Genomic DNA, 22,766 nt, shown 5'->3' with positions numbered 1-22,766 from the left:
TGATCCGCCTGTTCGGAGCGCGCGCGGCGTTGCTGCATGGCGATTTGCTGATGCTGGACCGCTGGGGCTTTGTAAAACGCCACATGCCGCGAACGGGCAATGCTGAGGCGGCCTTTGATGTCGGCTGCGGCACAGGCGCGTTCTCGCTCAATCTGGCGCGGCGCGGCTACCGGGTCACCGGGCTGAGCTGGGACGAGCGCAATCAGGCGGTGGCGCAGGAGCGCGCGGCGATTTGCGCGCTGCCCGCAGACTTCCCGATTGGCGATGCCCGCCAGCTGGGCGCGATGGAGCAGCACAAGGCGCGCTACGAATACGTGCTGTCGCTGGAAAATATCGAACATATCCTCGATGATCGCAAACTGATGCGTGATCTGAAGGCGTGTCTTAAATCCGGCGGCTGGCTGGTGCTGTCGACGCCGAACAAGGATTACCGCGCGATCACTGGGGTGGATAATGGCCCGTTCCCGACCGAGGAAACCGGATGGCACGTGCGGCGCGGTTATACCGCCGCCATGCTGCGCGAACTGGCTGAGGGTGCCGGGCTGGTGGTGGAGCAGATTGGCGGATGCAGCGGCTTTTTCAGCCAGAAACTCACCACGCTGATGCGCAAGTTCGGCAGGCTGGGCTTTCTGGTAACCTTCCCGATGCGCATCCTTCCGCTGCTGCTGGACCGCCCGATTGCGCGGCTGTTTGGCTATGCCGACTACTCGCTGACACTGGTCGCTTATAAACCGCGCTTCTAGGCTTGCGTTTCACGGCAGCTGCGCCTATTTGGCCGTCATTCCCGACATCGTCGCAAGACTGGAGGGGCTGGCGCCGCAAGGGGCCGGCGCGAAACTCCGTTCCTGCATCAGGGCGAACACCGGGGCGAAACTTGGAGACCGAATGGCCGATCTGGCACGCTTGACCGAACTGATTGAACCCGAGGCGCAAGCGCTCGGCTTTGATCTTGTGCGGGTGAAGATCATGGCGTCAGAAGCGGGCGATGGCGCGCAGGCGCTGCAGGTCATGGCCGAAGACCCCGCTACCGGACAGCTGGTGATCGACCAGTGCGCCGCACTGTCGCGCCGGATCTCGGACGTAATGGACGCTGCCGAGGAAGAGGACGAGCCATTGGTATCGGGGGCCTATCACCTCGAAGTCAGTTCGCCCGGCATCGACCGTCCGCTGACCCGCGCGAAGGATTTCGCGGCCTGGGCCGGACATGAGGTCAAGATCTCGCTCGACAAATCCGCCGAAGGCCCGCGCAATTTTCGCGGTATCCTGCGCGGGATCGAAGGCGAAACAATTACCCTGGCAGACCGCAAGGCAGGCGAAACCGCTGTGCAGCTGTCCGCCATTCATTCGGCCAAACTCGTCCTTACCGACGAGCTTATCGCCGCCACCCGGCCGCTCGATACGAGCGGTGCTGACGAAATCCTCGAAGTTACAGAAGAAAAGGCTGACGACTGATGGCCAGTGCAATTTCCGCCAACAAGGCAGAGCTGCTTGCGATTGCAACCGCGGTTGCTTCGGAAAAGATGATCGACAAATCGATCGTTATCGAAGCAATGGAAGAAGCGATCCAGAAGTCGGCGCGCAACCGTTACGGTGCCGAAAACGACATTCGTGCCAAGCTTGACCCCGTGACCGGCGATCTGCGCCTGTGGCGTGTTGTCGAGGTGGTCGAAGAGGTTGAGGATTATTTCAAGCAGGTGGACCTCAAGCAGGGCCAGAAGCTGGAAGCCGGCGCCAGTATCGGCGACTTCATCGTCGATCCGCTGCCGCCCGTCGATCTGGGCCGCATTGATGCGCAGAGCGCCAAGCAGGTCATCTTCCAGAAGGTCCGCGATGCCGAGCGTGAACGTCAGTTCGAAGAGTTCAAGGACCGTGCTGGCGAAATCATCACCGGTGTTATCAAATCGGTCGAATTTGGCCATGTGATCGTCAACCTCGGCCGTGCCGAAGGCGTGATCCGCCGCGACCAGCAGATCCCGCGCGAAGCCGCCCGTACCGGCGAGCGTGTCCGCGCGCTGATCACCAAGGTGGAACGCAACAATCGCGGCCCGCAGATTTTCCTCAGCCGCGCGCATCCCGATTTCATGCGCAAGCTGTTCGCGCAGGAAGTGCCCGAAATTTACGACGGTATCATCGAGATCAAGGCCGCCGCCCGTGACCCGGGTAGCCGCGCCAAGATCGGTGTGATCAGCCATGACAGCAGCATCGACCCGGTCGGCGCCTGTGTCGGCATGAAGGGCAGCCGCGTTCAGGCGGTGGTGCAGGAAATGCAGGGCGAGAAGATCGACATCATTCCCTGGTCGGAAGATCAGGCGACCTTCATCGTCAACGCGCTGCAGCCGGCAACGGTCAGCCGCGTGGTGCTGGACGAAGAAGAAGGCCGCATCGAAGTTGTGGTCCCCGAAGACCAGCTGAGCCTGGCGATCGGTCGCCGCGGCCAGAACGTGCGCCTCGCCAGCCAGCTGACAGGCAACCAGATCGACATCATGACCGAGGAAGAGGCGAGCGAGAAGCGGCAGAAGGAATTCGCCGAACGCTCCAAGATGTTCGAGGAAGAACTCGACGTCGACGAAACGCTGTCACAGCTGCTGGTCGCCGAAGGCTTCGCCGAGCTGGAAGAAGTCGCCTATGTCGAACTGTCCGAACTGGCCGGTATCGAAGGCTTTGACGACGATCTGGCAGAAGAGCTCCAGAATCGCGCCACCGAGGCACTGGAACGTCAGGACACTGCGCATCGCGAAGCGCGCCGCGAACTGGGCGTCGAAGACGATCTGGCCGAGCTGCCGCACTTGAGCGAAGCCATGCTGGTGACGCTCGGCAAGGCGGGCATCAAGACACTCGACGATCTGGCCGATCTGGCCACCGACGAGCTGATCGCCAAGAAGCGCGAAGCACCGCGTCGCCGCGTCAATCCCGAAGCCTCCGGCCCGCCGATGAAGCGTCCGCCGCAGCGCGAGCAGGACAAGGGCGGCGTGCTGGGCGAATACGGACTTTCCGAAGAGCAGGGCAACGAGATCATCATGGCGGCCCGTGCACATTGGTTCGAAGACGAGGAGCCGGCTGCTGCCGCAGCTCCCGCTGCCGAACCCGACACTCAGGAGGCCGCCGATGCGGACTCCCCACAATGAGCGCCTGACGTCCGACACCGCTGAAGCGCCCACGGCACGGAGAGATTCCGGGCGCGCCAAGTCCTGCCCGGAACGCCGCTGCGTTATTACCGGCGAAGTACTGGCGCGCGACACTCTGGTGCGGCTGGCAATCTCGCCCAGCGGTCTGGTGCTGCCTGATGCGCAGGAACGCGCGCCGGGACGCGGTGCCTGGATCGGCACGAATCGCGCCGATCTGGAAGCTGCTATGGCCAGCGGCAAGCTCAAGGGCGGGCTTGCCCGTGCCTATAAGACGGGCGAGTTGGAAATACCGGAAGAGCTGCCGCAAAAGATCGAAGATGCGCTGACCCGTGTGGTGCTCGACCGGTTGGGCCTCGAAATGCGCGTGGGAAGTCTTATCTTGGGCACGCAGCGGATTATCGAAACCGCGCGCGGGGGCGGGGTGACGCTGTTGCTGCACGCCAGCGATTCCAGCGAAGATGGCCGCAAGAAGCTCGACCAGGCATGGCGCGTCGGACGCGAGGCCGAGGGGTCGGGCGAACGCGGCATGACCTTGCCACTGGACCGCGCGGCTTTGTCTGTGGCATTGGGCCGCGACAATGTCGTCCATTTGGCGCTGGCCGACGATGCTGCTGCCGGGCGGGTACTCAAGGCCCTGACGCGCCTGTTGCACTATCTTGGGCACGCTGTGCCGATGACCGAACCGGGTGTACGCAATGCTGCGCGCGCCGACGACGATTTGACCGATTGATAAATAGAGAAACGAGCCAGAATGAGCGACGAAAACGAAACCCCGCGCACCCGCAAACCGCTTGGCCTGAAGCGGGCGGTCGATGCTGGCGAGGTCAAGCAGACCTTCAGCCACGGCCGCACCAACAAGGTTGCGGTCGAGGTGAAGCGGCGCCGTAAGCTGCTCAAGCCTGGCGAAACGCCTGCGCCCGCGCCCGAACCTGTGGCCGAGCCTGCTCCGGCACCCGAGCCAGCACCCGCTGCGCCCGCGCCTGCCGCGAAGAAGGCGCCCGCGCGCAAGGATCCCGCTGGCGAGACGCCGCAGGAACGTGTTGCCCGGCTCCAGCTCGAAGCCGAGGAAGACCGGCTGCGACTGAACGAACAGGCGCGCAAGCGTGACGATGCCCAAGTGCTCAAGGCCTCCGAAACCGAGAAGCAGCGCGCCGAGGATAATCGCAAAGCCGAAGCTGATGCCGCCAAACAGGCCGAGCAGGACGCCAAGGCCGCCGCTGAGCCGGAAGCAGTCGTAGAACCAAAGGCCGAGCCTGCTCAACCCGTTGCCACGCCTGCGCCCGCAGCTCGCAAATTCACGCCGGTCGCGCGCCCTGAGCCAAAGCGGCCTGAGAAGAAAAAGAAAGACGATAAGCGCGCCGAACCCGAACGTGCTGACAAGCGCCGTGCGGGCAAGCTGACTGTCAGCAAGGCGCTGAACGAGGACGAAGGCCGCCGTGCGCGCAGCCTCGCCGCGCTCAAGCGTGCGCGCGAGAAGGAACGCCGGATGCAGGGCGGCGGTTCGTCCAAGCCGCGCGAAAAGCAGGTCCGCGATGTGGTCGTCCCCGAGGCGATCACCATTGGCGAATTGTCCAAGCGGATGGGCGAAAAGGGCGCCGATCTGGTCAAGGCGCTGTTCAATCTCGACATGATGGTCACCGTCAACCAGACCATCGATCAGGACACCGCAGAGCTGCTGGTCGAGGAATTCGGCCACAATGTGACGCGCGTTTCCGAAAGCGATGTCGACATCAAAGCCACGCAGAATGATGATCCGGAAGATACGCTGAAGCCGCGTCCCCCGGTTGTCACCATCATGGGCCATGTCGATCACGGCAAGACCAGCCTGCTGGACGCGCTGCGCGGCACCAATGTGACCAAGGGCGAGGCCGGCGGCATCACCCAGCACATTGGCAGCTATCAGGTGACCACCAAGGACAAGCAGGTCATCACCTTCCTCGACACGCCCGGACATGCTGCCTTTACCGAAATGCGCGCGCGCGGTGCCAATGTCACCGATATCGTGGTGCTGGTGGTTGCGGCGGATGACGGCATCATGCCGCAGACCATCGAAGCCATCAAACACACCCAGGCGGCGGGCGTCCCGATGATCGTGGCGATCAACAAGATCGACAAGCCCGAAGCCAATGCGCAGAAAATTCGCGAGCGCCTGCTGGAGCACGAAGTCATCGTCGAGGCGATGTCGGGCGAAGTGCAGGACGTGGAAATCTCCGCCAAGGAGGGCACTGGTCTTGACGAATTGCTCGAAAAGATCGCGCTGCAATCCGAACTGCTGGAACTGAAAGCCAACCCGGACCGCGATGCGGAAGCCACCGTGATCGAGGCACAGCTGGACAAGGGCCGCGGCCCGGTTGCCACTGTGCTGGTGACACGCGGCACGCTGAAGCGCGGCGACACCTTTGTCGTCGGCACCGAAAGCGGCCGGGTGCGCGCCATCGTCAACGATCAGGGCAAGCAGATCAAGGAAGCAGGACCCTCGATGCCGGTCGAGGTCCTGGGCCTCGGCGGCGTACCGGGTGCGGGCGAGCAGATGACCGTGGTCGAAAACGAGCAGCGTGCCCGTGAAGTGGCGCAGTATCGGCAGGAGAAGGCGACCGAGAAGCGCACCGCGCTGGCGCCGACCAATTTCGACACCATGTTCAGCAATCTGCAGAGCGATCTTGTCGAATTCCCCGTGCTGGTGAAAGCCGACGTACAGGGCAGTGTCGAAGCCATCGTGACCGCGCTGCACAACCTTTCCAACGATCTCATCAAGGTCCGCGTGCTGAATGCGGGCGTGGGTGCGATCACTGAAAGCGACGTGATGCTGGCGGCGGCGAGCAAGGCCCCGATTCTGGGCTTCAATGTGCGTCCCAACGCCAAGGCCCGCCTGCTGGTCAACCGCGATAAGGTGCGGATGATGTATTACGACGTGATCTATCACCTGACCGAGGAAATCGCGAAGGAGATGGCCGGCGAGCTTGGTCCTGAGAAGATCGAGCACGTGCTTGGCCGTGCCGATGTCAAGGAGGTGTTCCGTTCGGGCAAGAAGGACAAGGCAGCCGGTCTGCTGGTCACCGAAGGCGTTATCCGCAAGGGCCTCCACGCGCGTCTCACCCGCGACGATGTTATCGTTTCGGCCACGACCATTGCGTCGTTGCGCCGGTTCAAGGACGATGTGGACGAAGTCCGCACCGGTCTGGAATGTGGTGTGGTGCTGGAAGACACCAACGACATCAAGCCGGGCGACAGCCTCGAAGTCTTCGAAATCGAACTGCGCGAACGGGTGCTTTAAGAAGGAAATGATGTGGGCCTGATCCGGTCGGCGGAGATGGCAGGTTTCGTCCTGTCATTTGGCGAGTTCGATTCTCGCCCGTGGTCCCTCTGACTGCCATGGCGAAGAACGCTTCCACTCCCGAACAGCAATCGGTTCGCGTCCTCAAGGTGGGCGAGCGGGTGCGTCATATCCTGTCCGAACTGCTGTCACGCGGCGAGGCGCATGATGATGTGCTGTCGGCGCATGCGATCAGCGTTACCGAAGTGCGGATGACGCCCGATCTGCGCAATGCCAACGCCTATGTGAAGCCGTTGCTGGGCGAGGAAGAGGACGTGGTGCTCAAGGCGCTGCGCACCAACACCGCTTTCTTCCAGCGCGAGGTCGCCAAGCGTCTCGGCCTGAAATTTGCGCCGAAACTGCAATTCAAGCCCGACGAAAGCTTCGACGTGGCGGAAAAAATCGAACGCTTGCTGAGCGACCCCAAAGTGGCGCGGGATCTGGGCGAAGAGGAATAGTGGCCAAGCTCTATTTCTATTATGCCAGCATGAATGCGGGCAAGAGCTCCACCCTGCTGCAAACCGCGTTCAATTATGGCGAGCGCGATATGCGCGTTTCGCTATGGACCGCCGCGCTGGACAATCGCCCCGGCTTTGGCGCGATCAGCAGCCGGATCGGCCTGGCCAGCGACGCGCACCGCTATGATGCGGACACCGATATCGAGGCGCGCGTGCGGGCAGACCATGCCAGCGATCCGATTGCCTGCGTGCTGGTGGACGAGGCGCAGTTCCTGACTGCGGATCAAGTCTGGCAATGCGCGCGGCTGGCCGACCGGGCGAGTATTCCGGTGCTGTGTTACGGATTGCGGACCGATTTTCTGGGCGAGCTGTTTCCTGGCTCCGCTGTGCTGCTGGGCATTGCCGATGCGCTGGTCGAGCTGAAAGCGGTCTGCCACTGCGGGCGCAAGGCGACGATGAATTTGCGCGTCGATGCCAGCGGTGCTGCCGTGACCGCGGGCGCGCAGACCGAGATTGGCGGCAATGACCGCTATCTGGCGCTGTGCCGCCGTCATTTCAGTGAGGCGGTGGCGGGTTGAGCCTGCGCACCCTATCTAACCCCACATGACCGAAATGCTGGGCCTTGCGGCCATTCTCATACCCTGTCTGATCGTGGCGATCGTGTTTCACGAAGTGGCGCACGGGCTGGTCGCCAATATGCTGGGCGATCCCACCGCGCGAGAGCAGAAGCGCTTATCGCTCAATCCGCTGCGCCATGTCGATCCGGTGGGTACGCTGCTGGTGCCGGGGTTTCTGGCGCTGGTGAAGGGGCCGATCTTTGGCTGGGCGAAGCCGGTGCCGGTTATCAAGGAGCGGCTTCGCAACCCGCGCTTTGGTATGGTGGCGGTGGCGGCAGCTGGTCCGGCGAGCAATCTGCTGCTGGCGCTGATCGGTGCGGCCGTGCTGGGGCTGATGGTTCCCACCCCGCAACCCGGCGTGATTACAGAGCCATCGGTGCTGCTTCAGGGCATGTATCTGTTCATCACGATCAACGTCTTTCTCGCTTTCTTCAACCTGCTGCCGATCCCGCCGTTCGATGGGTCGCACATTGTCGAAGGGCTGATGCCGCCCAGCTGGGCCAAGCGATATGAAAAGCTGCGCCCGTTCGGCATGATGGCCTTTTTCGCGCTGATCGCGCTGACCTGGTTTGCGCCGGGTCTGGGCGTGATCGAGAATACCGTCGGCCCGCCGGTCAATTGGATGATTGAGCAATATCTGGGCATTGCCGCTGCCGTGGCCGGGCAGTGAGCCGATGACGGATATTCCCGCATCCGGCTGGCTGATCCTCGACAAACCGCGCGGGCTGGGCTCGACGCAGGCGGTCAGCGCGGTGAAGCGCGTGTTGCGGCAGGGCGGTTATGCCAAGACCAAGGTGGGCCATGGCGGGACACTGGACCCGTTGGCCGAAGGCGTGCTGCCCATCGCTTTGGGCGAGGCGACCAAGCTGGCCGGACGGATGCTGGATGCCAGCAAAACTTACGAATTTACAATCCAGTTCGGTGCGGAAACCACCACGCTCGATACCGAGGGTGAGGTGACCAAGAGCAGTGATCGGCGCCCGCCGATGGAAGCGGTCGCCGCAGTGCTGGAGCTGTTCACTGGCGATATCGAGCAGGTGCCGCCCGCGTTCTCGGCGATCAAGGTCGATGGCAAGCGCGCGTACGATCTGGCGCGGGCGGGCGAGGAGGTGGCGCTCAAAACCCGCGCGGTGACGATCCATTCGCTGCGTTTTGCGGGCGATTACAAGGGAGAGGACATCCCTTCGGAACTCGCCACGTCATTTGCGCAGCCCGATCCGTTCAACCCGCCCGCACCGCTGGAACTGGCCGATTGCGTGACACTGGTCGCCCATGTCAGCAAGGGCACCTACATCCGATCCCTGGCACGGGACATCGCACGCGCGCTTGGAACCCTGGGGCACGTTACCTATCTGCGCCGTACCAAGGCAGGGCCGTTTACCGAGGCGCAGGCGATTTCGCTGGACAGTTTAAACGAAATCGGTAAGGGCGCGCCACTTCAAGACCTCCTCCTGCCGCTCGAGGCGGGGCTGGACGACATCCCGGCTCTACATCTCGATCCCGATAGCGCGCAGGCGGTCCGCCAGGGCCGGGTCCTTTCGGAAATGCCCCAGTCCGACGGGCTCTATCTTGCGACACTGCACGCTGTGCCGGTCGCTTTGCTGGAGCTCACAGGCGGGACGGCGAAAGTCGTCAGGGGTTTCAATTTGCCTGATGTCGCGGAGCAGAATACATGACGATTACCGCAGAAAAGAAGCTGGAAGTTATCAAGGACAACGCACAGGCCAAGGGCGACACCGGGTCCCCCGAAGTCCAGGTCGCAATCCTGACCGAACGCATCCGCAATCTGACGGACCATTTCAAGGCCAATCACAAGGACAACCACTCGCGTCGCGGGCTCCTGATGATGGTCAACAAGCGCCGTACCCTCCTCGCCTATCTCAAGAAGAAAGACGTCGAACGGTACAACGCCCTGATCCAGAAGCTGGGTCTTCGTAAATAAGAGTTTTGCGGAGCGGCCCTTAATCGGGCCGCTCTTCGCATATGGGGGCGGGTGCATTCGGCATCCGGCCTTGGGGCGCAAACAGCCCCGCACCGGACCGGGACGGATTTGCCCGGAACAGTAGGCCCCGCAGCGCAATGTGGCGTGCGGGTTCATAAGGAAAACACATGTTCGACACAAAGACCGTATCGCTGGAGTGGGGCGGCAAGACCCTCACCCTCGAAACTGGCCGCATCGCCCGTCAGGCCGATGGCGCCGTATTGGCAACCTATGGCGAAACCGTGGTGCTGTGCGCCGTGACCGCCGCCAGGAGTGTACGCGAAGGGCAGGACTTCTTCCCGCTGACCGTCCACTATCAGGAAAAATTCTCGGCCGCGGGCCGCATCCCCGGCGGCTTCTTCAAGCGCGAAGGCCGCGCGACGGAGAAAGAAACGCTGACCTCGCGCCTGATCGACCGTCCCGTGCGGCCGCTCTTCCCCGAAGGTTTCTACAACGAAATCAACGTAATTTGCCAGGTCCTGTCGTATGACGGCGAGACTGAGCCAGACATCATCGCCATGGTTGCCGCATCGGCTGCGCTGACGATTTCCGGCCTGCCCTTCATGGGTCCGATCGGTGCCGCACGCGTCGGCTATGTCGACGGCGAATATGTGCTGAACCCGACCGTTTCGAACATCTTCGAAACTGGCAGCCTCGACCTGGTCGTGGCCGCTACCAATGACGCCGTGATGATGGTGGAATCGGAAGCCAAGGAACTGACCGAAGAGGTCATGCTGGGCGCCGTGATGTTCGCGCATGAAGAAAGCCGCAAGGTCATCGGCGCGATCATCGATCTGGCCGAACAGGCTGCCAAGGATGCCTGGGAAGTGAGCGTTTCCGACGACACTTCGGCGATCAAGGAACAGCTGCGCGGGATCGTCGGTGACGACATCGCCGCCGCTTACAAGCTGACCGACAAGTCGGAACGCTCGGACGCGCTGAACGCTGCCCGTGCCAAGGCCAAGGAAGCCTTCGCCGATGCCGAAGGCCAGACGCAGATGACCGCCAACAAGGCCGTCAAGAAGCTGGAAGCCGACATCGTCCGCGGTGCCATCCTCAAGGACGGCCAGCGTATCGACGGACGCCGCACCGACGAAGTTCGCCCGATCGAGGCGATGGTTGGCCTGCTGCCCCGCACGCACGGTTCGGCGCTGTTCACGCGCGGTGAAACGCAGGCAATCTGCACCACCACGCTGGGCACCAAGGATGCCGAGCAGATGATCGACGGCCTTGAAGGCTTGAGCTATTCGCCCTTCATGCTGCACTACAACTTCCCGCCCTATTCGGTCGGCGAAGTGGGCCGCTTCGGCTTCACCAGCCGCCGCGAGACGGGTCATGGCAAGCTGGCATGGCGTGCGCTGCACCCCGTGCTGCCCAGCCATGAGGACTTCCCTTACACCATCCGCATCCTGTCCGACATTACGGAGAGCAATGGCTCGTCCTCGATGGCGACAGTCTGCGGTGGCTGTCTGGCCATGATGGACGCCGGTGTGCCGATCGAACGCCCGGTTTCGGGTATCGCGATGGGCCTGATCCTTGAAGGCAGTGACTACACCGTCCTGTCCGACATCCTGGGTGACGAAGATCACCTTGGCGACATGGACTTCAAGGTTGCGGGTACCGAAACGGGTATCACCAGCCTCCAGATGGACATCAAGGTTGCCGGCATCACGCAGGAAATCATGACCAAGGCGCTTGAGCAGGCCAAGGAAGGCCGTGCGCACATCCTTGGGGAAATGACCAAGGCGCTGGGCAATGCCCGTCAGGAAGTCAGCCAGCATGCTCCGCGTATCGAGACGATGCAGATCGACAAATCGAAGATCCGCGACATCATCGGCACCGGCGGCAAGGTCATCCGTGAAATCGTTGCGGAAACCGGTGCCAAGGTCGACATCGACGACGAAGGCATCATCAAGATCAGCTCGTCCGACATGAGCCAGATCGAAGCTGCGAAAAAGTGGATCGCTGGCATCGTCGAAGAAGCCGAAGTCGGCAAGATCTACGACGGCAAGGTCGTCAACATCGTCGATTTCGGCGCATTCGTGAACTTCATGGGCGGCAAGGACGGTCTCGTCCACGTGTCCGAAATGAAGAACGAGCGTGTCGAAAAGCCGACCGATGTCGTGTCCGAAGGTCAGGAAGTTAAAGTCAAGGTCCTCGAAATCGACCCGCGCGGCAAGGTTCGCCTGTCGATGCGGGTTGTTGACCAGGAAACCGGTGAAGCGCTGGAGGACACCCGTCCCCCGCGCGAACCCCGCGCAGGCGGTGATCGCGGCGATCGTCGTGGTCCGCGCAGCGGCGGTGGTGGTCGCGGCGGTGATCGTGGCGGCCGCGGCCCGCGTGGCGGCGGCAACCGTGATGGCGGCGGCGGCGATAAGGGCGGCTCCGGCGATGCGCCGGGCCATCTGCCCGACTTCCTCAAGGACTGATCACAGTCACTTGATGAAATCAAATCAGGGGCCGCGGCGTTCACCGTCGCGGCCCCTTTTTCATTTCTGCAGAGTAAGATAGAAGGCGCGCCGTGTCGGTCATTCGGCACTGCGCAAAGGACGCCAGGCCCATGAATTCAGCAGCTGAAACCGACCGGCCCTTCAGCCTGCTCCAGCGGCTACCGTTGGCGCGCGACCGGCGCTGGGCCGCCTATGGATTTGCCATTGTTGCCAGTCTGGCCGGTCTGGTCCTGCGGCAGGAAATCGACAGCCTGATCCCTGCCGGCTTCCAATATCTGACGTTCTTCCCCGTAGTCATCGTCACGGCGTTCTTTTTCGGAGTGGGGCCGGGCATCGCCGCCGCTGTGCTCAGCGGGCTGGCGGCGTGGTACTATTTCATTCCGCCATTCGACAGCTTCGACCTCAGCTATGCTGCTGCGCTGGCGCTGGGGTTTTATCTCGTCATCGTCACGGTTGATATTGCGCTGGTCCACTGGATGCAGCGCGCCAATGCGCATCTGGCGCAGGAACGCGCACGCAGTGACAAACTGGCCGACACCCGCGAGATGCTGTTCAACGAATTGCAGCACCGGGTTGGCAACAATCTCCAGATGGTCGCTTCTCTGCTCGCCATGCAGGGGCACGGGCTGAAGGGGCCGATTGCCCGCGATGCACTGGCCGATGCTGCGCGCCGCGTGGCATTGATCGGGCGCATCCAGCGGACGCTGTACAGCCATGATGGCGAGCAGCTGGCGCTTGGATCGTTCATCGACACCATTGTGCGCGAGACTATCGAAGCTTCGGGCCGCAAGGACATCGGCTATAGTTTTCAGGGCGACATCGGTCAGGCCAAGCTGGACCCGAGCGATGCCATCCCGGCGGCACTGGTGGTCACCGAAGCAGTCAGCAATTCCATCGAGCATGGGTTGTCGGCCGGCGCAGGGACGATTTCGGTTGTCGTGCAGGAGCAGGACGGCGGTTGCCGCATCGAAGTGACCGATGATGGTGCAGGCTTGCCAGAGGGCTTTGATTTGGCGGCGGCGGACAGTCTGGGGCTGAAGATCGCGAGCAATCTTGCACGTTCGCTGGGCGGACAGTTCACGCTTGCACCCCGCAATCGCGGGCATGGCACGCTGGCAGCCTTGGACATTTCAGCGCGCCGGGTTCAGGGATAATCACATGTTGCCACGCGAAACCATTGCCACGGCTGCCATCCCCGGCGGCGACACATTGACCCTGGTCAGTCATGGGCGTGATTTCATCATCATGCTGGGCCGTGAAGAGCTGATGGGCACGCGGATGCAGTTTTCCGAAGAACAGCTGGCCGAACTGACGCTGGAGCGCCTGCAGGCCCCGCAACCGCGGCTGCTGATCGGTGGGTACGGCATGGGCTTCACCTATCGCGCGGCGCTGGCAAAGCTGCCCGCTGGCGGCCGTGTGGTGGTGGCCGAAGTGGTCCATGAGATCCTCGAATGGGCGAAAGGTCCGCTGGCGGCGCTGACCGGCGACACGCTGGAGGACAAGCGCGGCGAGATTATCATAGCCGATGTCGCCGCGCTGATCGATGACGCGATCGATGGCACCACGCCTCTGTATGATGCGATCCTGCTCGACGTCGATAACGGCCCCGATGGCATTGTGCGTGACGGCAATGAACGACTTTACACCCGCACCGGCCTCGCCAAGGCGCGCGAGGCGCTGAAACCCGGCGGCATTCTGGCGGTGTGGTCCGCAGGCACCGATCCGCGCTTTGTCGAGAAGTTGCGCGATGCCGGTTTTGCCGTTGAAGAACGCAGCGTACGCGCCCGCCCGAACAACAAGGGTCCGCGCTTCATCATCTGGTTCGCGGTCCGGCCGTAAACTCCAGCCGGGCTATCAGCCCTGTTTTACACGTGCAGCACCCATGAAATCGCGCTTGCTGAGCGGCATGCCCTTCATCCGCAGGATGTCATAAGCGGTGGCAGCATGGAAAAAGAGATTGGGGTTGGAGAAGCTCAGGAGGAAATCCTGAACGGTAAACTCCAGCCGCATGGTCTCGCCAAAGCTGAAGATCATGTCGTTTCCAGCGATATCCTCAAGCTCTTGGGGCGTCACAGCGGTCAGCGTGCCGATCGCCTCCTGCACCATTGCGCGCAGCTCCGCGAACTTCATCGGCGGGGGATTGGTCTGCGGCGTGAAATGCCCTTCACGGCAGCGCTCAATCGCATAGGCGGAGTGATTGCAGCAGCTGGTGAACTGATAAGCGAGGGGGAGCATATCGTCTGCGAGGCGCGCGCCCAGAATTTCGCCCTCGGACATCCCGGCCTCACCGCTCCACTGTTCGGCCCTGTCGAGCAGCCGCGCGGTGGCGCCCAGCGACTGGAGCCAATTGGGGATGATGGCGGCGTGAAGGGTCAAAGGCATGGCGTCATGGCTCCAGCAAGAACAAGCCGCCAACCATAGCGGCCTGACAGCTTACGCCAAGCCAAGTCGTACGACATTGCTTTCAGGCTTGCGGTCTTCTGCGTCCGATGTGCTGCCCGCGACAACGCTGCAGTTGCGACCAGCATCCTTGGCGGCATACATGGCGCGATCCGCGCGTTGGAGCACGGCGCGCAGGGCCTCGCCCGGAAAGACTGGAGCCACGCCTGCGCTGGCGGTTACCGGGAAGGACACTTCGGGCACCACATGGGCCACAGCGCTGGTAATCCGCGCCCGCACAGTTTCGGCCATTTCTTCCCAGTTTTCGCCGTAAAGCAGGATGACGAACTCTTCGCCGCCCAGCCGGGCCGGAAAGACTTCCAGATCACCCAATGCATCGGCGACGCAGACCAGCACTTCGTCGCCCACGGCATGGCCGAAGCCATCATTGATCTGCTTGAATTTATCACAATCGATAAGCGCCAGCGCGGCAGGGCGACCATGCGCGGGATCGGCAAAACGTTTCTCCAGACCGCGGCGGTTGGCGATCCCGGTAAGCGGATCTGTGGCGACGGCGATATGTGCCGCGTTGATCCCTGCAACCGCCTTGTCACGCTCTTCCTGCATCAGCATGAAGCCGTCGACCAGTCCCATTGCAGTGACGATGATATCGACCGCCAGCGCCGCCAACACCGCGACCGTCCAGAATGGCATCTCATCGCCGGTGAGCAATTCAAAACTCAGCGAGGCAAAGCCGACAGCAATAAGCGGGCCCCAAGCAACTGCCTGAAACCGGGCGACACGACTGCCCGCTTTAACCGCCTTGGCCAGGGCCCAGAAAACCACGAGTGTTACGACGAGAAGGCCGACGTCGTAAAACAAATCCAGCAACGGCATTGCGCCACCGAAAATGGTGAAAACTGCCGATACCGAACCCACAATAAACATCGCGCGCAGCCATTTACGGACCCACTGCAACGGCAAATTTTGTTCCAGATATGCTGCAAGCAAGGGACCGGCAGAAGCTGCCCCCATCGCTACAGCTACTCCGCCAAGACCAATACGCCATGCATCGCCGGTGCTGGAAACCGGGAGGGCCACCGGGAATAGCGCAATTGCCATGATGAAAAACGCCAGCGTCCGCGCAGCGATCCACAACAGAAATGTCCGCCGCATTACAGGATAAAGCGCGAGCGCGATGGCGCCAAACACGCCGGCTATGCCTAAAAAGGCGCCAAAGATAACGCTTTGCCAATCCATGATGGCGTTGGTTTGCCCTTCAGCTGTCGGTATTGTCCCAATCTTGGACCTGTCACTATACCGACAAGCAGCTGAGCTGCTGGTCAATAAATATGGTTAGCGGTGAGTCAAAGGGCACAATCCTTTAGCGCCCAAAAGTTTCCCGTGCCGCAGCACGACGCGGGAACTTCTTAGCGTACGCGCGGGCCGCCGAACGGCAGGGGCGGAGGGGGACGGCGCGCACCGCGGGGCAGCTGTGCCTGATACGCACGGCCGCAATGTTCGACGCAATAGGGGAACCCCGGGTTAACGGCGACGCCGCAAAAGTGAAAATCCGCCTCGCCCGGATGACCCATCGGCCAGCGGCAGACCTTGTCGCTCAGATTGAGAATGCTGGTCTTGTCGGCAATTTCCGGGCTCGGCTTGGCCGGAACCAGGCGGCGCGGCGGAGCTGGCGGGATCGGCGGCTGTTGGTCGCCAGGCCCTTGACGCAAAAAGCCGCCGGGTCCGACCGAGACGATCTTCGGCAGATCGGGTGAGCGGTTGGGCAGCGGCTGTGACGGGATCGACCCATCGCTGTTGGGGGTAACGGCAGCAGCAGGCTTGGCCTCGGCGGCTGGCTGTGCGGGCTGGCCCTGCGGCTTGGGCGCGGCCGGCTTGACGCTGGGCGCAGTTTTCCTTGGCGCCGGACGCGGAGCCGGCTTGGCTGCTGCCTTGGCTTTCTTCGCATCATTCGCCTTAACGGGGGAGGGGCGTGCCTTGAGGTCAAGGCGGTGCGCCTTGCCGATCACCGCATTGCGGCTGACCCCGCCAAGTTCCTCGGCGATCTGGCTGGCGGTCGAGCCGCCTTCCCACATCTTCTTCAGCGTTGCGATCCGTTCTTCGGTCCAGCTCATCTGCAGTCCTGTATCCTTGTTTCCTGCCACCTGGCTTGCCAGCAGCAGCACTTCGCCCTAGGCGCGCGCCCATGGCCGATCAAGCCCACGAACCCGCATCCCCATCCGCGCATCCCGACCAAACTGTCGGGAATGGCACCTTTATGGAAAGGAATGCTGGAAAGCCGGACCGGTTTCCCGCGCAGGGGGTTCCGGTCATAACCGGGATCAACCGGATCGGCTTGTGGAGCCTCTATATTAAGGAGGTCCGCCGGTTTCTCAAGGTGCAGACGCAAACTGTCTGGGCTCCGGCGGTTACCACCCTGCTGTTTCTGGTAATTTTCACTGTCGCACTAGGCCGTGGCGGGCGTGAAGTGCTGGGCGTACAGTTTGCCAGCTTTGTCGCGCCGGGCCTGATCGCGATGGCGATGATGCAGAACGGTTTTGCCAATTCCAGCTTTTCGCTGCTGTCGGGCAAGATCCAGGGCACGATCATCGACCTGCTGATGCCGCCCTTGTCCGAAGGCGAGCTGATGGCGGGTATCGTCGCAGCGGCAATGACCCGTGCGGTGCTGGTCGGTTGTACGGTTGCCATCGCCATGTCGCTCTATCCCGGCGTCAGCCTGGCAATGGCAGAGCCCTGGGCAGTCCTGTGGTTCGCGCTCATGGGCGCAGCGATGCTGTCGCTGCTCGGTCTGGTCGCGTCGATCTGGGCAGAGAAATTCGACCACAATGCCGCGGTGACCAATTTCGTCATCGCCCCGCTTTCAATGCTGTCGGGCACATTTTACGTGATCGATAATCTGGGCGGCGTGTTCCAGATGATTAGCCGCCTCAACCCGTTTTTTTATGTAATATCGGGCTTCCGCTACGGCTTTCTGGGGCGCAGCGATATTGGCGACAGCAATGCGGTAATGATTGCTGCTGCGGGCTTGCTCGGCTTCAACCTGCTGCTGGCAGCGATTGCCTATCGCTTGCTGAAATCGGGTTGGAAAATCAGGAGCTAACTGGGCGCCGGGTTAATACCCCCAGCCTCAGTGAGTCAGCTTGCGACGCATCCGGTAACGGCCATTGGCAAACTGTTCGAACAGGCCGTGGACTTCGGGATGATCGACCGGACCACCCTGCGTATCACGCAACAGATTCTGCTGGCTGACATAGGCGACATAGGAACTGTCGTCGCTTTCGGCGAGCAGGTGATAAAACGGTTGGTCGCGATTTGGGCGAATGTCCTCGGGAATGGAATCGTACCATTCTTGGCTGTTGGCAAACACCGGATCGATATCGAAGATCACACCGCGAAATTCAAACATCCGGTGGCGCACGACATCGCCAATCGCAAAGCGGGTGCGAATGCTGGCGGGGGCCTCCAATGTGCGGCCTGCCTGTGCGGAATAGAACTGCGCGCGATCCATAATTGCCAAGGATATGGGAGCGATCGCGCCAGTGGCAACCACCGCTGGCCTGCGATCCCCCGTTTTCCGTCGGAAAAGGGCTTGGCAATGATGGGGGCTTAAGCTAACGGGCGCGCTCGCTTCGACCGGGGCCACGGCCCCTGAGCGCATCCTCGAGCGGAGAGGTGGCAGAGAGGTCGAATGCGCTGCACTCGAAATGCAGTGTACGGGAGACCGTACCGTGGGTTCGAATCCCACCCTCTCCGCCAAGTATGCCAGCCCAGCTAATCTCCTGCTGCAAGAGCGCGCGTGGCTCGCTTGCGTATATTACAGCATGAAATCACTGGCTTGCAGGTCGTGCAGGCCATTCAGGCGGATCATGAAGTCAGCGACGCCGTCTCCGTCGACATCAGCATAGACCCGGGTGCTGGAACCGATCTGTTCGAACCGTAGTTCGCCAGCATTGCCCGAGAAGGCGGCATCGCCGATGAATGTGAAGGCCTGATTGCCGGCGCCCACCTTCGCATCGATGCTGCGCAGGTCTATCAAATCGCCCTGTGCGTGGGTGAAATCAGTGATGATGTCCGCTGTGCCAAAACTTGCCCCTGTATCGCCTTCGCGGAACACGAAGCGGTCGGCGCCGACGCCTCCGGACAGAAAATCCCGCTCGCTGCCGCCGAAAAGGATATCGTCGCCAGCCTGACCATAGAGGCGGTCGATACCCGCGTCGCCAAAGATGCTGTCATTGCCGCCGCCGCCGAAAACGCGGTCATTGCCAGCCCCGCCGTGCAGCACATTCACCAGATTCTGGCCGCGCAGGATGTTGTCGAGCTGGTTGCCGGTACCGTTGCGCGCATCGCCCAGCAGCGTGAGGCTTTCGACATTGTCGCCCAGCGTGTAATTCACAAACGCCTTGACGATATCGCGCCCTTCACCAGCATATTCGGTCACTTGGTCCAGTCGGTCACGAATGAAGTAAACGTCATTCCCGGTGCCGCCAAACAGGTGGTCGGTGCCGCCGGTCCCGCCATCAAGCTTGTCGCTGCCGCCCATACCGTAAAGCCAGTCGTCTCCGCCCAGACCAAACAGATTGTTGGCTGCTGCGTTGCCGGTCAGCTGGTTGGCATCAGTGTTGCCATACAGCGTGACGCCGCCATTCAGCAGACCTGCATTTTCAACATTGCTGCCGAGCCGGTACAGGCCAATCGACGAAAATACGGTGTCGATACCGCCATTGGCGGTTTCGACTACAACATCATTGATCACGTTGACGTAGTAACTGTCGTTACCCAGTCCGCCCACCATCCGGTCAGCGCCACCGCCGCCATTCAGAATGTCATCGCCTGCCAGACCGGACAGCACATCATTGCCGCCGCCGCCGAGAAGCGTGTTGCCAGCACTGTTGCCAGTGATCTGGTTGGCGAGGCTGTTGCCAGTGCCCGAAACCGCGCCTGAACCCAGTATCAGGTTCTCAACAGCAGCGGCGAGTGTATAGTCCTGTAGATAGCTGACCACGGTGTCGATACCGCCGCCGCCCACTTCGGTGATCCGGTCTCCGGCATGGTCCACAATATAGAAATCGTGGCCCTTGCCGCCGGCCATCTGATCGGCACCTTCGCCGCCATCGATGAAGTTGGCGCGGTTATCGCCGATCAGGACATCGTCATGGGACGATCCGAGCAAATTCTCGATTCCGATCAGCGTATCGATCCCGGCACCAATGGTATCCTGCGCGCTGGAAATGCGCAGGTCGACGGTTACTCCGGCAGCCGCGCGCAGATAGCTGGCGGTGTCCGATCCGGCGCGCCCGTAGAGCGTATTGTTGCCCGTTCCGCCTTCAAAAATGTCGTCATATGCGCCGCCCAGGAAGGTGTCGTCGCCACCAAAGCCGAACACGATCCCGACCGTTTCGCCATTGGTGTTGTCGTAATGGTCATTGCCATCTTCAAACTCGACATCGCCTAGCAGCAAGCCGTTATTGACCACCCAGTGGTTGTAATCGTTGTAGTAATTTTCCTCGAACTTGATCGCGATCGTGCCTTCGATCGTACCGTAATTGGTGACCCCGGCCTGTTTCTCGAAATCTTCGTAATGGTTCAGGATATAGACGCCCGCCGTCTGCGTGCCCGGCGCGGCATTAGCGCCCAAGTCAGCACGAATAACGCCGTCATTGGTGAGCGAGCCATAGGCCGCGACGCCGGTGGCCGCATAAATTTCGGGCACGATCCGGTCGCCCTCGGCATAATTTTGGGCTCCGGCACCGCCGCCTTCGGCATAAATGACGCCGGTGTTGAAGAAGGTTTGCGTATCATCGAGGATGTGGCTGGCAAAAACGTAATTGACCGCAATCGCACGCGAGTGTTCCGATACTGCGACGATCAGGCCCTCATTGCGCAACACGCCCATATTGTGGACGCCGATGGCACTGCCGGGCACCGAATAGACCGAAATCTCGCCCGTGTTCTCCAGCACGGTATTGTCGGCCCCGCCGCCCATCGCGATGCCGATGCTGGGGTAGTAATAGACCGAATCCAGCGGCGCGGTTTCCTCGACGGCGATCAGGCCATTGTTGATCACCAGCGTCGGGCCATAGAAATCCAGCCCGCGAGCGCTGGGGAAGCCATCGTCAAGGCTGTAAAGTTCGCCATTGTTGATGAAGGTCAGATTGCTGGTCGAAACGAAAATCGGCGCGCCATCGGAATAGAAGATCTCTTGCGCATCGACTGTGAAGGTTTCGTCATACAGCACGAAGCGTGACACGAATTCGGACGGCAGGGAGTAATCCAAACCGGCAGCTGCGCCGGGCTGGAATGCTGCCGCGCCGCCAGCAACGGCATCAAGACCCGCGTAATTCGGATTGGAGCCGGGTGTGACAGTAGCCGCTTCGTTCACCAGCACCCGGGCGCTGCCCTGGGTCCAGGCTTCGTAGAGTACACCGCCAACGGTAACATCGGCACCGCGCGTCCAGTTCCCGGCAAGATGGATGGTATTGCCCGCAGCGGCATCGATCCGCAGGGCGGTATTGCTGCCGGTGAAAGTCGATACTGCGTTGGCAGTGATCGCAATGTTCTGTCCGGCCTGAAGCTCGAGTGCTTCAAACCCGGAAATGCGCCCGCCAGTGAGCATTTTTTCAAGGCTGAAATTGCGCGTGCCGCTGGCCATCACCAGAGTGTCTACGCCTTCGCCGCCCCGCACTGCGGCAAATGTGTAATCGCCCAGAACAATGCGGTCATTGCCCGATCCGCCATCGGCATGATCGCCGTTCAGCGTGAAAATGACATCGTTACCCCATTCACCGAACAGGCCGTCATTCCCCGCATCGCCGCGCAGGATGTCATTGCCGAACCCGCCCATCAGCAGGTCACGCCCGCCGCGCCCGTTCATAGTATCGTCACCGCGGCCGCCCACGGCGCGGTCATTCTCGCCTGATCCGGTATAGTGGTCAGCGCCAAAGCCCATCGAAACCACGCCGCTGACAGTCCCGGCGCCACCGAAGATGTCATTACCGGCACCCATATCGACGTTACCGATCACGGTTCCGTCATTGTCGAACTGGTCATCGCCAATGTCGAGAAATACAAAGCCGTCGATGACGCCGCCGGTCAGGTTCTGGACCCATTCCTGAGAATTGCTGACCGTCTCGGCGCTATAGGTGGCGTAGATCGCCAGATCGGCACGGATCGTACCGCTGTTGATGATCGTCGCGACATTATAGCCGGGCTGTGAGACGTAAATGCCGATCGAGGTTCCGCCGGGACCCGTGGCATTGGCTTCGATAAGGCCCGCATTCGTCACGATCGCGTGACCGGGCTGCAAATCGGCGCCGCCCGAGAAGATGGCAATGGCCAGATTGGGTGCTTCGGCAAGGATGCTGCCGCCTGCGTGATTGATTACTTCAACACCGCCGGGCGAGTCGATCGCAGTGGCATTCCAGATAAAAGAATATTCCGGATCGATCCCCAGCGATTGCGCGGCGATCAGGCCGGAGTTTTCAACATAGCCGTTGTATTCGGCGCTGAGGACGCGCGCCCAGCCTGAATCCGAAATGGCATAAATAGAACCGGTGTTGACGAGATGCCTGCCAAGCGGAGACAGTTCGACTTGGGATTCCCCGTGTATATAAATCAGACCGTGATTGAAGACTTCAGGCTGACCGCCGGTAACCAACCAGGCGTGAACGCCGCCCGAGTCGAGCCAGACCGTGCCATAGTTGGTGATCGACAAGTTCCAGCCATCGAAGACCCGGTTGGTGCCGGTCCTGTGAAACACGGTATCTTCGGTGATGGTATAAGTGGCTGCATTGACCGTACGAGGCCGACTGGTGGGGGCGATTTCGGGCGGCAGGCCCGGGTTTGGTATGATCGACATCTGTTGATACGCCCGTCCAGCTTTTGCAGATATCTGGGATAAATCTGATCGTTAAGCCGCGCAATTGGTTTTGCCGTTTTCGAACACTATTTTGCGACTGAATTCCTGAGCTGGAGAGAGTGCATGTGGCGTAAGGGCATAACTATTTGCCCGAGCCGCACATCACTGCGGACCAGTTGCGGTCACAAGTTCAAAGCCTGGCTTCGTCGCAAAGATAGACAAGTTGTAGCGGTCGATGCCCCTCAGCGATGCGAAAAACCACATGGGAGCTGTCCCCCGCCAGCGTTCAATAGACAGATTGGCTGCATAAAATAGGAGAGTGTTTTGGGTTCATCTTCGTGACTGTAAGGAACGAAGATGAAGTCAAAACACTCAAAGGCGCCCGCGGAGCGGGTAGTCAAAGACATCCGCCGGGCGACCCGCAAACAGTATAGCGCAGAGGAGAAGATCCGGATTGTGCTGGAAGGCCTGCGCGGCGAGGATAGTATCGCCGAACTGTGCCGCCGTGAGGGTATTGCGCAGGGCGTGTATTACAAATGGTCGAAGGACTTCATGGAGGCTGGCAAG

19 protein-coding genes, 1 tRNA gene and 1 pseudogene are annotated in these 22,766 nt (G+C 61.3%); 16 read left to right on the top strand and 5 right to left on the bottom strand.

What is annotated here, in order from left to right:
* Window positions 1-122: 122 nt before the first annotated feature.
* From FEV51_RS11460 to FEV51_RS11400, 13 genes and pseudogenes are all read left to right on the top strand, one after another.
* Window positions 123-743: pseudogene (locus FEV51_RS11460) on the top strand (class I SAM-dependent methyltransferase); the annotation flags it as partial.
* Window positions 744-885: 142 nt separating this feature from the next.
* Window positions 886-1,452: a ribosome maturation protein RimP gene (rimP, locus tag FEV51_RS11455; RefSeq protein ID WP_138619057.1), complete on the top strand. Its 567-nt coding sequence runs from the start codon at window positions 886-888 to the stop codon at window positions 1,450-1,452.
* Window positions 1,452-3,125 (top strand): transcription termination factor NusA, encoded by a 1,674-nt coding sequence (gene nusA / locus FEV51_RS11450; protein ID WP_138619055.1) that lies wholly within the window; start codon window positions 1,452-1,454, stop codon window positions 3,123-3,125. The genes rimP and nusA overlap by 1 nt, the downstream gene beginning before the upstream one ends.
* Complete coding sequence (locus FEV51_RS11445; RefSeq protein ID WP_138619054.1) at window positions 3,106-3,855, top strand: DUF448 domain-containing protein; 750 nt, start codon at window positions 3,106-3,108, stop codon at window positions 3,853-3,855. The genes nusA and FEV51_RS11445 overlap by 20 nt, the downstream gene beginning before the upstream one ends.
* Window positions 3,856-3,876: 21 nt before the next feature.
* On the top strand, window positions 3,877-6,399 hold the full coding sequence (gene infB / locus FEV51_RS11440) for a translation initiation factor IF-2 (RefSeq protein ID WP_138619051.1): 2,523 nt from the start codon (window positions 3,877-3,879) through the stop codon (window positions 6,397-6,399).
* A 98-nt stretch (window positions 6,400-6,497) separates the two neighbouring features.
* Window positions 6,498-6,896: a 30S ribosome-binding factor RbfA gene (gene rbfA / locus FEV51_RS11435; RefSeq protein ID WP_138619049.1), complete on the top strand. Its 399-nt coding sequence runs from the start codon at window positions 6,498-6,500 to the stop codon at window positions 6,894-6,896.
* Window positions 6,896-7,474 carry a thymidine kinase gene (locus FEV51_RS11430; protein ID WP_138619047.1) on the top strand — a complete coding sequence of 193 codons (579 nt, stop codon included), beginning with the start codon at window positions 6,896-6,898 and terminating at the stop codon, window positions 7,472-7,474. Before rbfA ends, FEV51_RS11430 begins: the two co-directional genes overlap by 1 nt.
* Before the next feature lie 25 nt (window positions 7,475-7,499).
* Window positions 7,500-8,183 carry a site-2 protease family protein gene (locus tag FEV51_RS11425; RefSeq protein WP_138619045.1) on the top strand — a complete coding sequence of 228 codons (684 nt, stop codon included), beginning with the start codon at window positions 7,500-7,502 and terminating at the stop codon, window positions 8,181-8,183.
* A gap of 4 nt (window positions 8,184-8,187) precedes the next feature.
* A complete protein-coding gene (truB, locus tag FEV51_RS11420; RefSeq protein WP_138619043.1) occupies window positions 8,188-9,189 on the top strand; it encodes a tRNA pseudouridine(55) synthase TruB in 1,002 nt (333 codons plus the stop codon).
* On the top strand, window positions 9,186-9,455 hold the full coding sequence (rpsO, locus tag FEV51_RS11415; protein ID WP_138619041.1) for a 30S ribosomal protein S15: 270 nt from the start codon (window positions 9,186-9,188) through the stop codon (window positions 9,453-9,455). The genes truB and rpsO overlap by 4 nt, the downstream gene beginning before the upstream one ends.
* Before the next feature lie 167 nt (window positions 9,456-9,622).
* The gene (gene pnp, locus FEV51_RS11410) at window positions 9,623-11,923 is read left to right on the top strand and encodes a polyribonucleotide nucleotidyltransferase (protein WP_138619039.1); all 2,301 of its coding nucleotides are present in this window, start codon (window positions 9,623-9,625) and stop codon (window positions 11,921-11,923) included.
* Window positions 11,924-12,054: 131 nt separating this feature from the next.
* Window positions 12,055-13,098, top strand: a complete 1,044-nt coding sequence (locus FEV51_RS11405) for a sensor histidine kinase (RefSeq protein WP_138619037.1) — start codon at window positions 12,055-12,057, stop codon at window positions 13,096-13,098.
* Between the two features lie 4 nt (window positions 13,099-13,102).
* Window positions 13,103-13,783: a polyamine aminopropyltransferase gene (locus FEV51_RS11400; protein ID WP_138619035.1), complete on the top strand. Its 681-nt coding sequence runs from the start codon at window positions 13,103-13,105 to the stop codon at window positions 13,781-13,783.
* A 15-nt stretch (window positions 13,784-13,798) separates the two neighbouring features.
* Here FEV51_RS11400 and FEV51_RS11395 read toward each other — a convergent pair whose 3' ends face one another.
* The 3 genes from FEV51_RS11395 to FEV51_RS11385 form a co-directional block, all read right to left on the bottom strand.
* Window positions 13,799-14,326, bottom strand: a complete 528-nt coding sequence (locus FEV51_RS11395) for a DUF1993 domain-containing protein (protein WP_138619033.1) — start codon at window positions 14,324-14,326, stop codon at window positions 13,799-13,801.
* 51 nt (window positions 14,327-14,377) lie between these two features.
* The gene (locus tag FEV51_RS11390) at window positions 14,378-15,583 is read right to left on the bottom strand and encodes a GGDEF domain-containing protein (RefSeq protein ID WP_138619031.1); all 1,206 of its coding nucleotides are present in this window, start codon (window positions 15,581-15,583) and stop codon (window positions 14,378-14,380) included.
* A 170-nt stretch (window positions 15,584-15,753) separates the two neighbouring features.
* Window positions 15,754-16,458, bottom strand: coding sequence for a GcrA family cell cycle regulator (locus FEV51_RS11385; RefSeq protein ID WP_138619029.1), 705 nt, complete (start codon window positions 16,456-16,458; stop codon window positions 15,754-15,756).
* A gap of 71 nt (window positions 16,459-16,529) precedes the next feature.
* Between FEV51_RS11385 and FEV51_RS11380 the strand changes: the two genes are divergently transcribed.
* Window positions 16,530-17,444: an ABC transporter permease gene (locus FEV51_RS11380; protein WP_425466624.1), complete on the top strand. Its 915-nt coding sequence runs from the start codon at window positions 16,530-16,532 to the stop codon at window positions 17,442-17,444.
* Between the two features lie 27 nt (window positions 17,445-17,471).
* On the opposite strand, the gene hspQ is transcribed toward FEV51_RS11380, so the two are convergent.
* Window positions 17,472-17,852: a heat shock protein HspQ gene (hspQ, locus tag FEV51_RS11375; RefSeq protein ID WP_138619027.1), complete on the bottom strand. Its 381-nt coding sequence runs from the start codon at window positions 17,850-17,852 to the stop codon at window positions 17,472-17,474.
* Window positions 17,853-18,010: 158 nt separating this feature from the next.
* Here hspQ and FEV51_RS11370 point away from each other — a divergent pair.
* Window positions 18,011-18,100, top strand: a tRNA-Ser gene (locus FEV51_RS11370).
* A 58-nt stretch (window positions 18,101-18,158) separates the two neighbouring features.
* On the opposite strand, the gene FEV51_RS11365 is transcribed toward FEV51_RS11370, so the two are convergent.
* Complete coding sequence (locus tag FEV51_RS11365) at window positions 18,159-22,199, bottom strand: calcium-binding protein (protein WP_138619025.1); 4,041 nt, start codon at window positions 22,197-22,199, stop codon at window positions 18,159-18,161.
* Between the two features lie 357 nt (window positions 22,200-22,556).
* On the opposite strand from FEV51_RS11365, the gene FEV51_RS11360 reads away from it, so the two are divergent.
* The coding region (locus FEV51_RS11360) for a transposase (protein ID WP_171033121.1) at window positions 22,557-22,766 on the top strand (210 nt) is incomplete at its 3' end.

Source organism: Qipengyuania marisflavi (assembly GCF_005884405.1).
Taxonomy (GTDB): Bacteria; Pseudomonadota; Alphaproteobacteria; order Sphingomonadales; family Sphingomonadaceae; genus Qipengyuania; species Qipengyuania marisflavi.
This window is presented reverse-complemented; position numbering and strand designations above follow the sequence as displayed.

Excerpts from the sequence above, each read along its gene's own strand:
- rimP (WP_138619057.1), top strand. The coding sequence starts at position 886 with ATGGCCGATCTGGCACGCTTGACCGAACTGATTGAACCCGAGGCGCAA.
- nusA (WP_138619055.1), top strand. The coding sequence starts at position 1,452 with ATGGCCAGTGCAATTTCCGCCAACAAGGCAGAGCTGCTTGCGATTGCA.
- FEV51_RS11445 (WP_138619054.1), top strand. The coding sequence starts at position 3,106 with ATGCGGACTCCCCACAATGAGCGCCTGACGTCCGACACCGCTGAAGCG.
- infB (WP_138619051.1), top strand. The coding sequence starts at position 3,877 with ATGAGCGACGAAAACGAAACCCCGCGCACCCGCAAACCGCTTGGCCTG.
- rbfA (WP_138619049.1), top strand. The coding sequence starts at position 6,498 with ATGGCGAAGAACGCTTCCACTCCCGAACAGCAATCGGTTCGCGTCCTC.
- FEV51_RS11425 (WP_138619045.1), top strand. The coding sequence starts at position 7,500 with ATGACCGAAATGCTGGGCCTTGCGGCCATTCTCATACCCTGTCTGATC.
- truB (WP_138619043.1), top strand. The coding sequence starts at position 8,188 with ATGACGGATATTCCCGCATCCGGCTGGCTGATCCTCGACAAACCGCGC.
- rpsO (WP_138619041.1), top strand. The coding sequence starts at position 9,186 with ATGACGATTACCGCAGAAAAGAAGCTGGAAGTTATCAAGGACAACGCA.
- pnp (WP_138619039.1), top strand. The coding sequence starts at position 9,623 with ATGTTCGACACAAAGACCGTATCGCTGGAGTGGGGCGGCAAGACCCTC.
- FEV51_RS11405 (WP_138619037.1), top strand. The coding sequence starts at position 12,055 with ATGAATTCAGCAGCTGAAACCGACCGGCCCTTCAGCCTGCTCCAGCGG.
- FEV51_RS11400 (WP_138619035.1), top strand. The coding sequence starts at position 13,103 with ATGTTGCCACGCGAAACCATTGCCACGGCTGCCATCCCCGGCGGCGAC.
- FEV51_RS11395 (WP_138619033.1), bottom strand. The coding sequence starts at position 14,326 with ATGCCTTTGACCCTTCACGCCGCCATCATCCCCAATTGGCTCCAGTCG.
- FEV51_RS11390 (WP_138619031.1), bottom strand. The coding sequence starts at position 15,583 with ATGGATTGGCAAAGCGTTATCTTTGGCGCCTTTTTAGGCATAGCCGGC.
- FEV51_RS11385 (WP_138619029.1), bottom strand. The coding sequence starts at position 16,458 with ATGAGCTGGACCGAAGAACGGATCGCAACGCTGAAGAAGATGTGGGAA.
- FEV51_RS11380 (WP_425466624.1), top strand. The coding sequence starts at position 16,530 with ATGGCCGATCAAGCCCACGAACCCGCATCCCCATCCGCGCATCCCGAC.
- hspQ (WP_138619027.1), bottom strand. The coding sequence starts at position 17,852 with ATGGATCGCGCGCAGTTCTATTCCGCACAGGCAGGCCGCACATTGGAG.
- FEV51_RS11365 (WP_138619025.1), bottom strand. The coding sequence starts at position 22,199 with ATGTCGATCATACCAAACCCGGGCCTGCCGCCCGAAATCGCCCCCACC.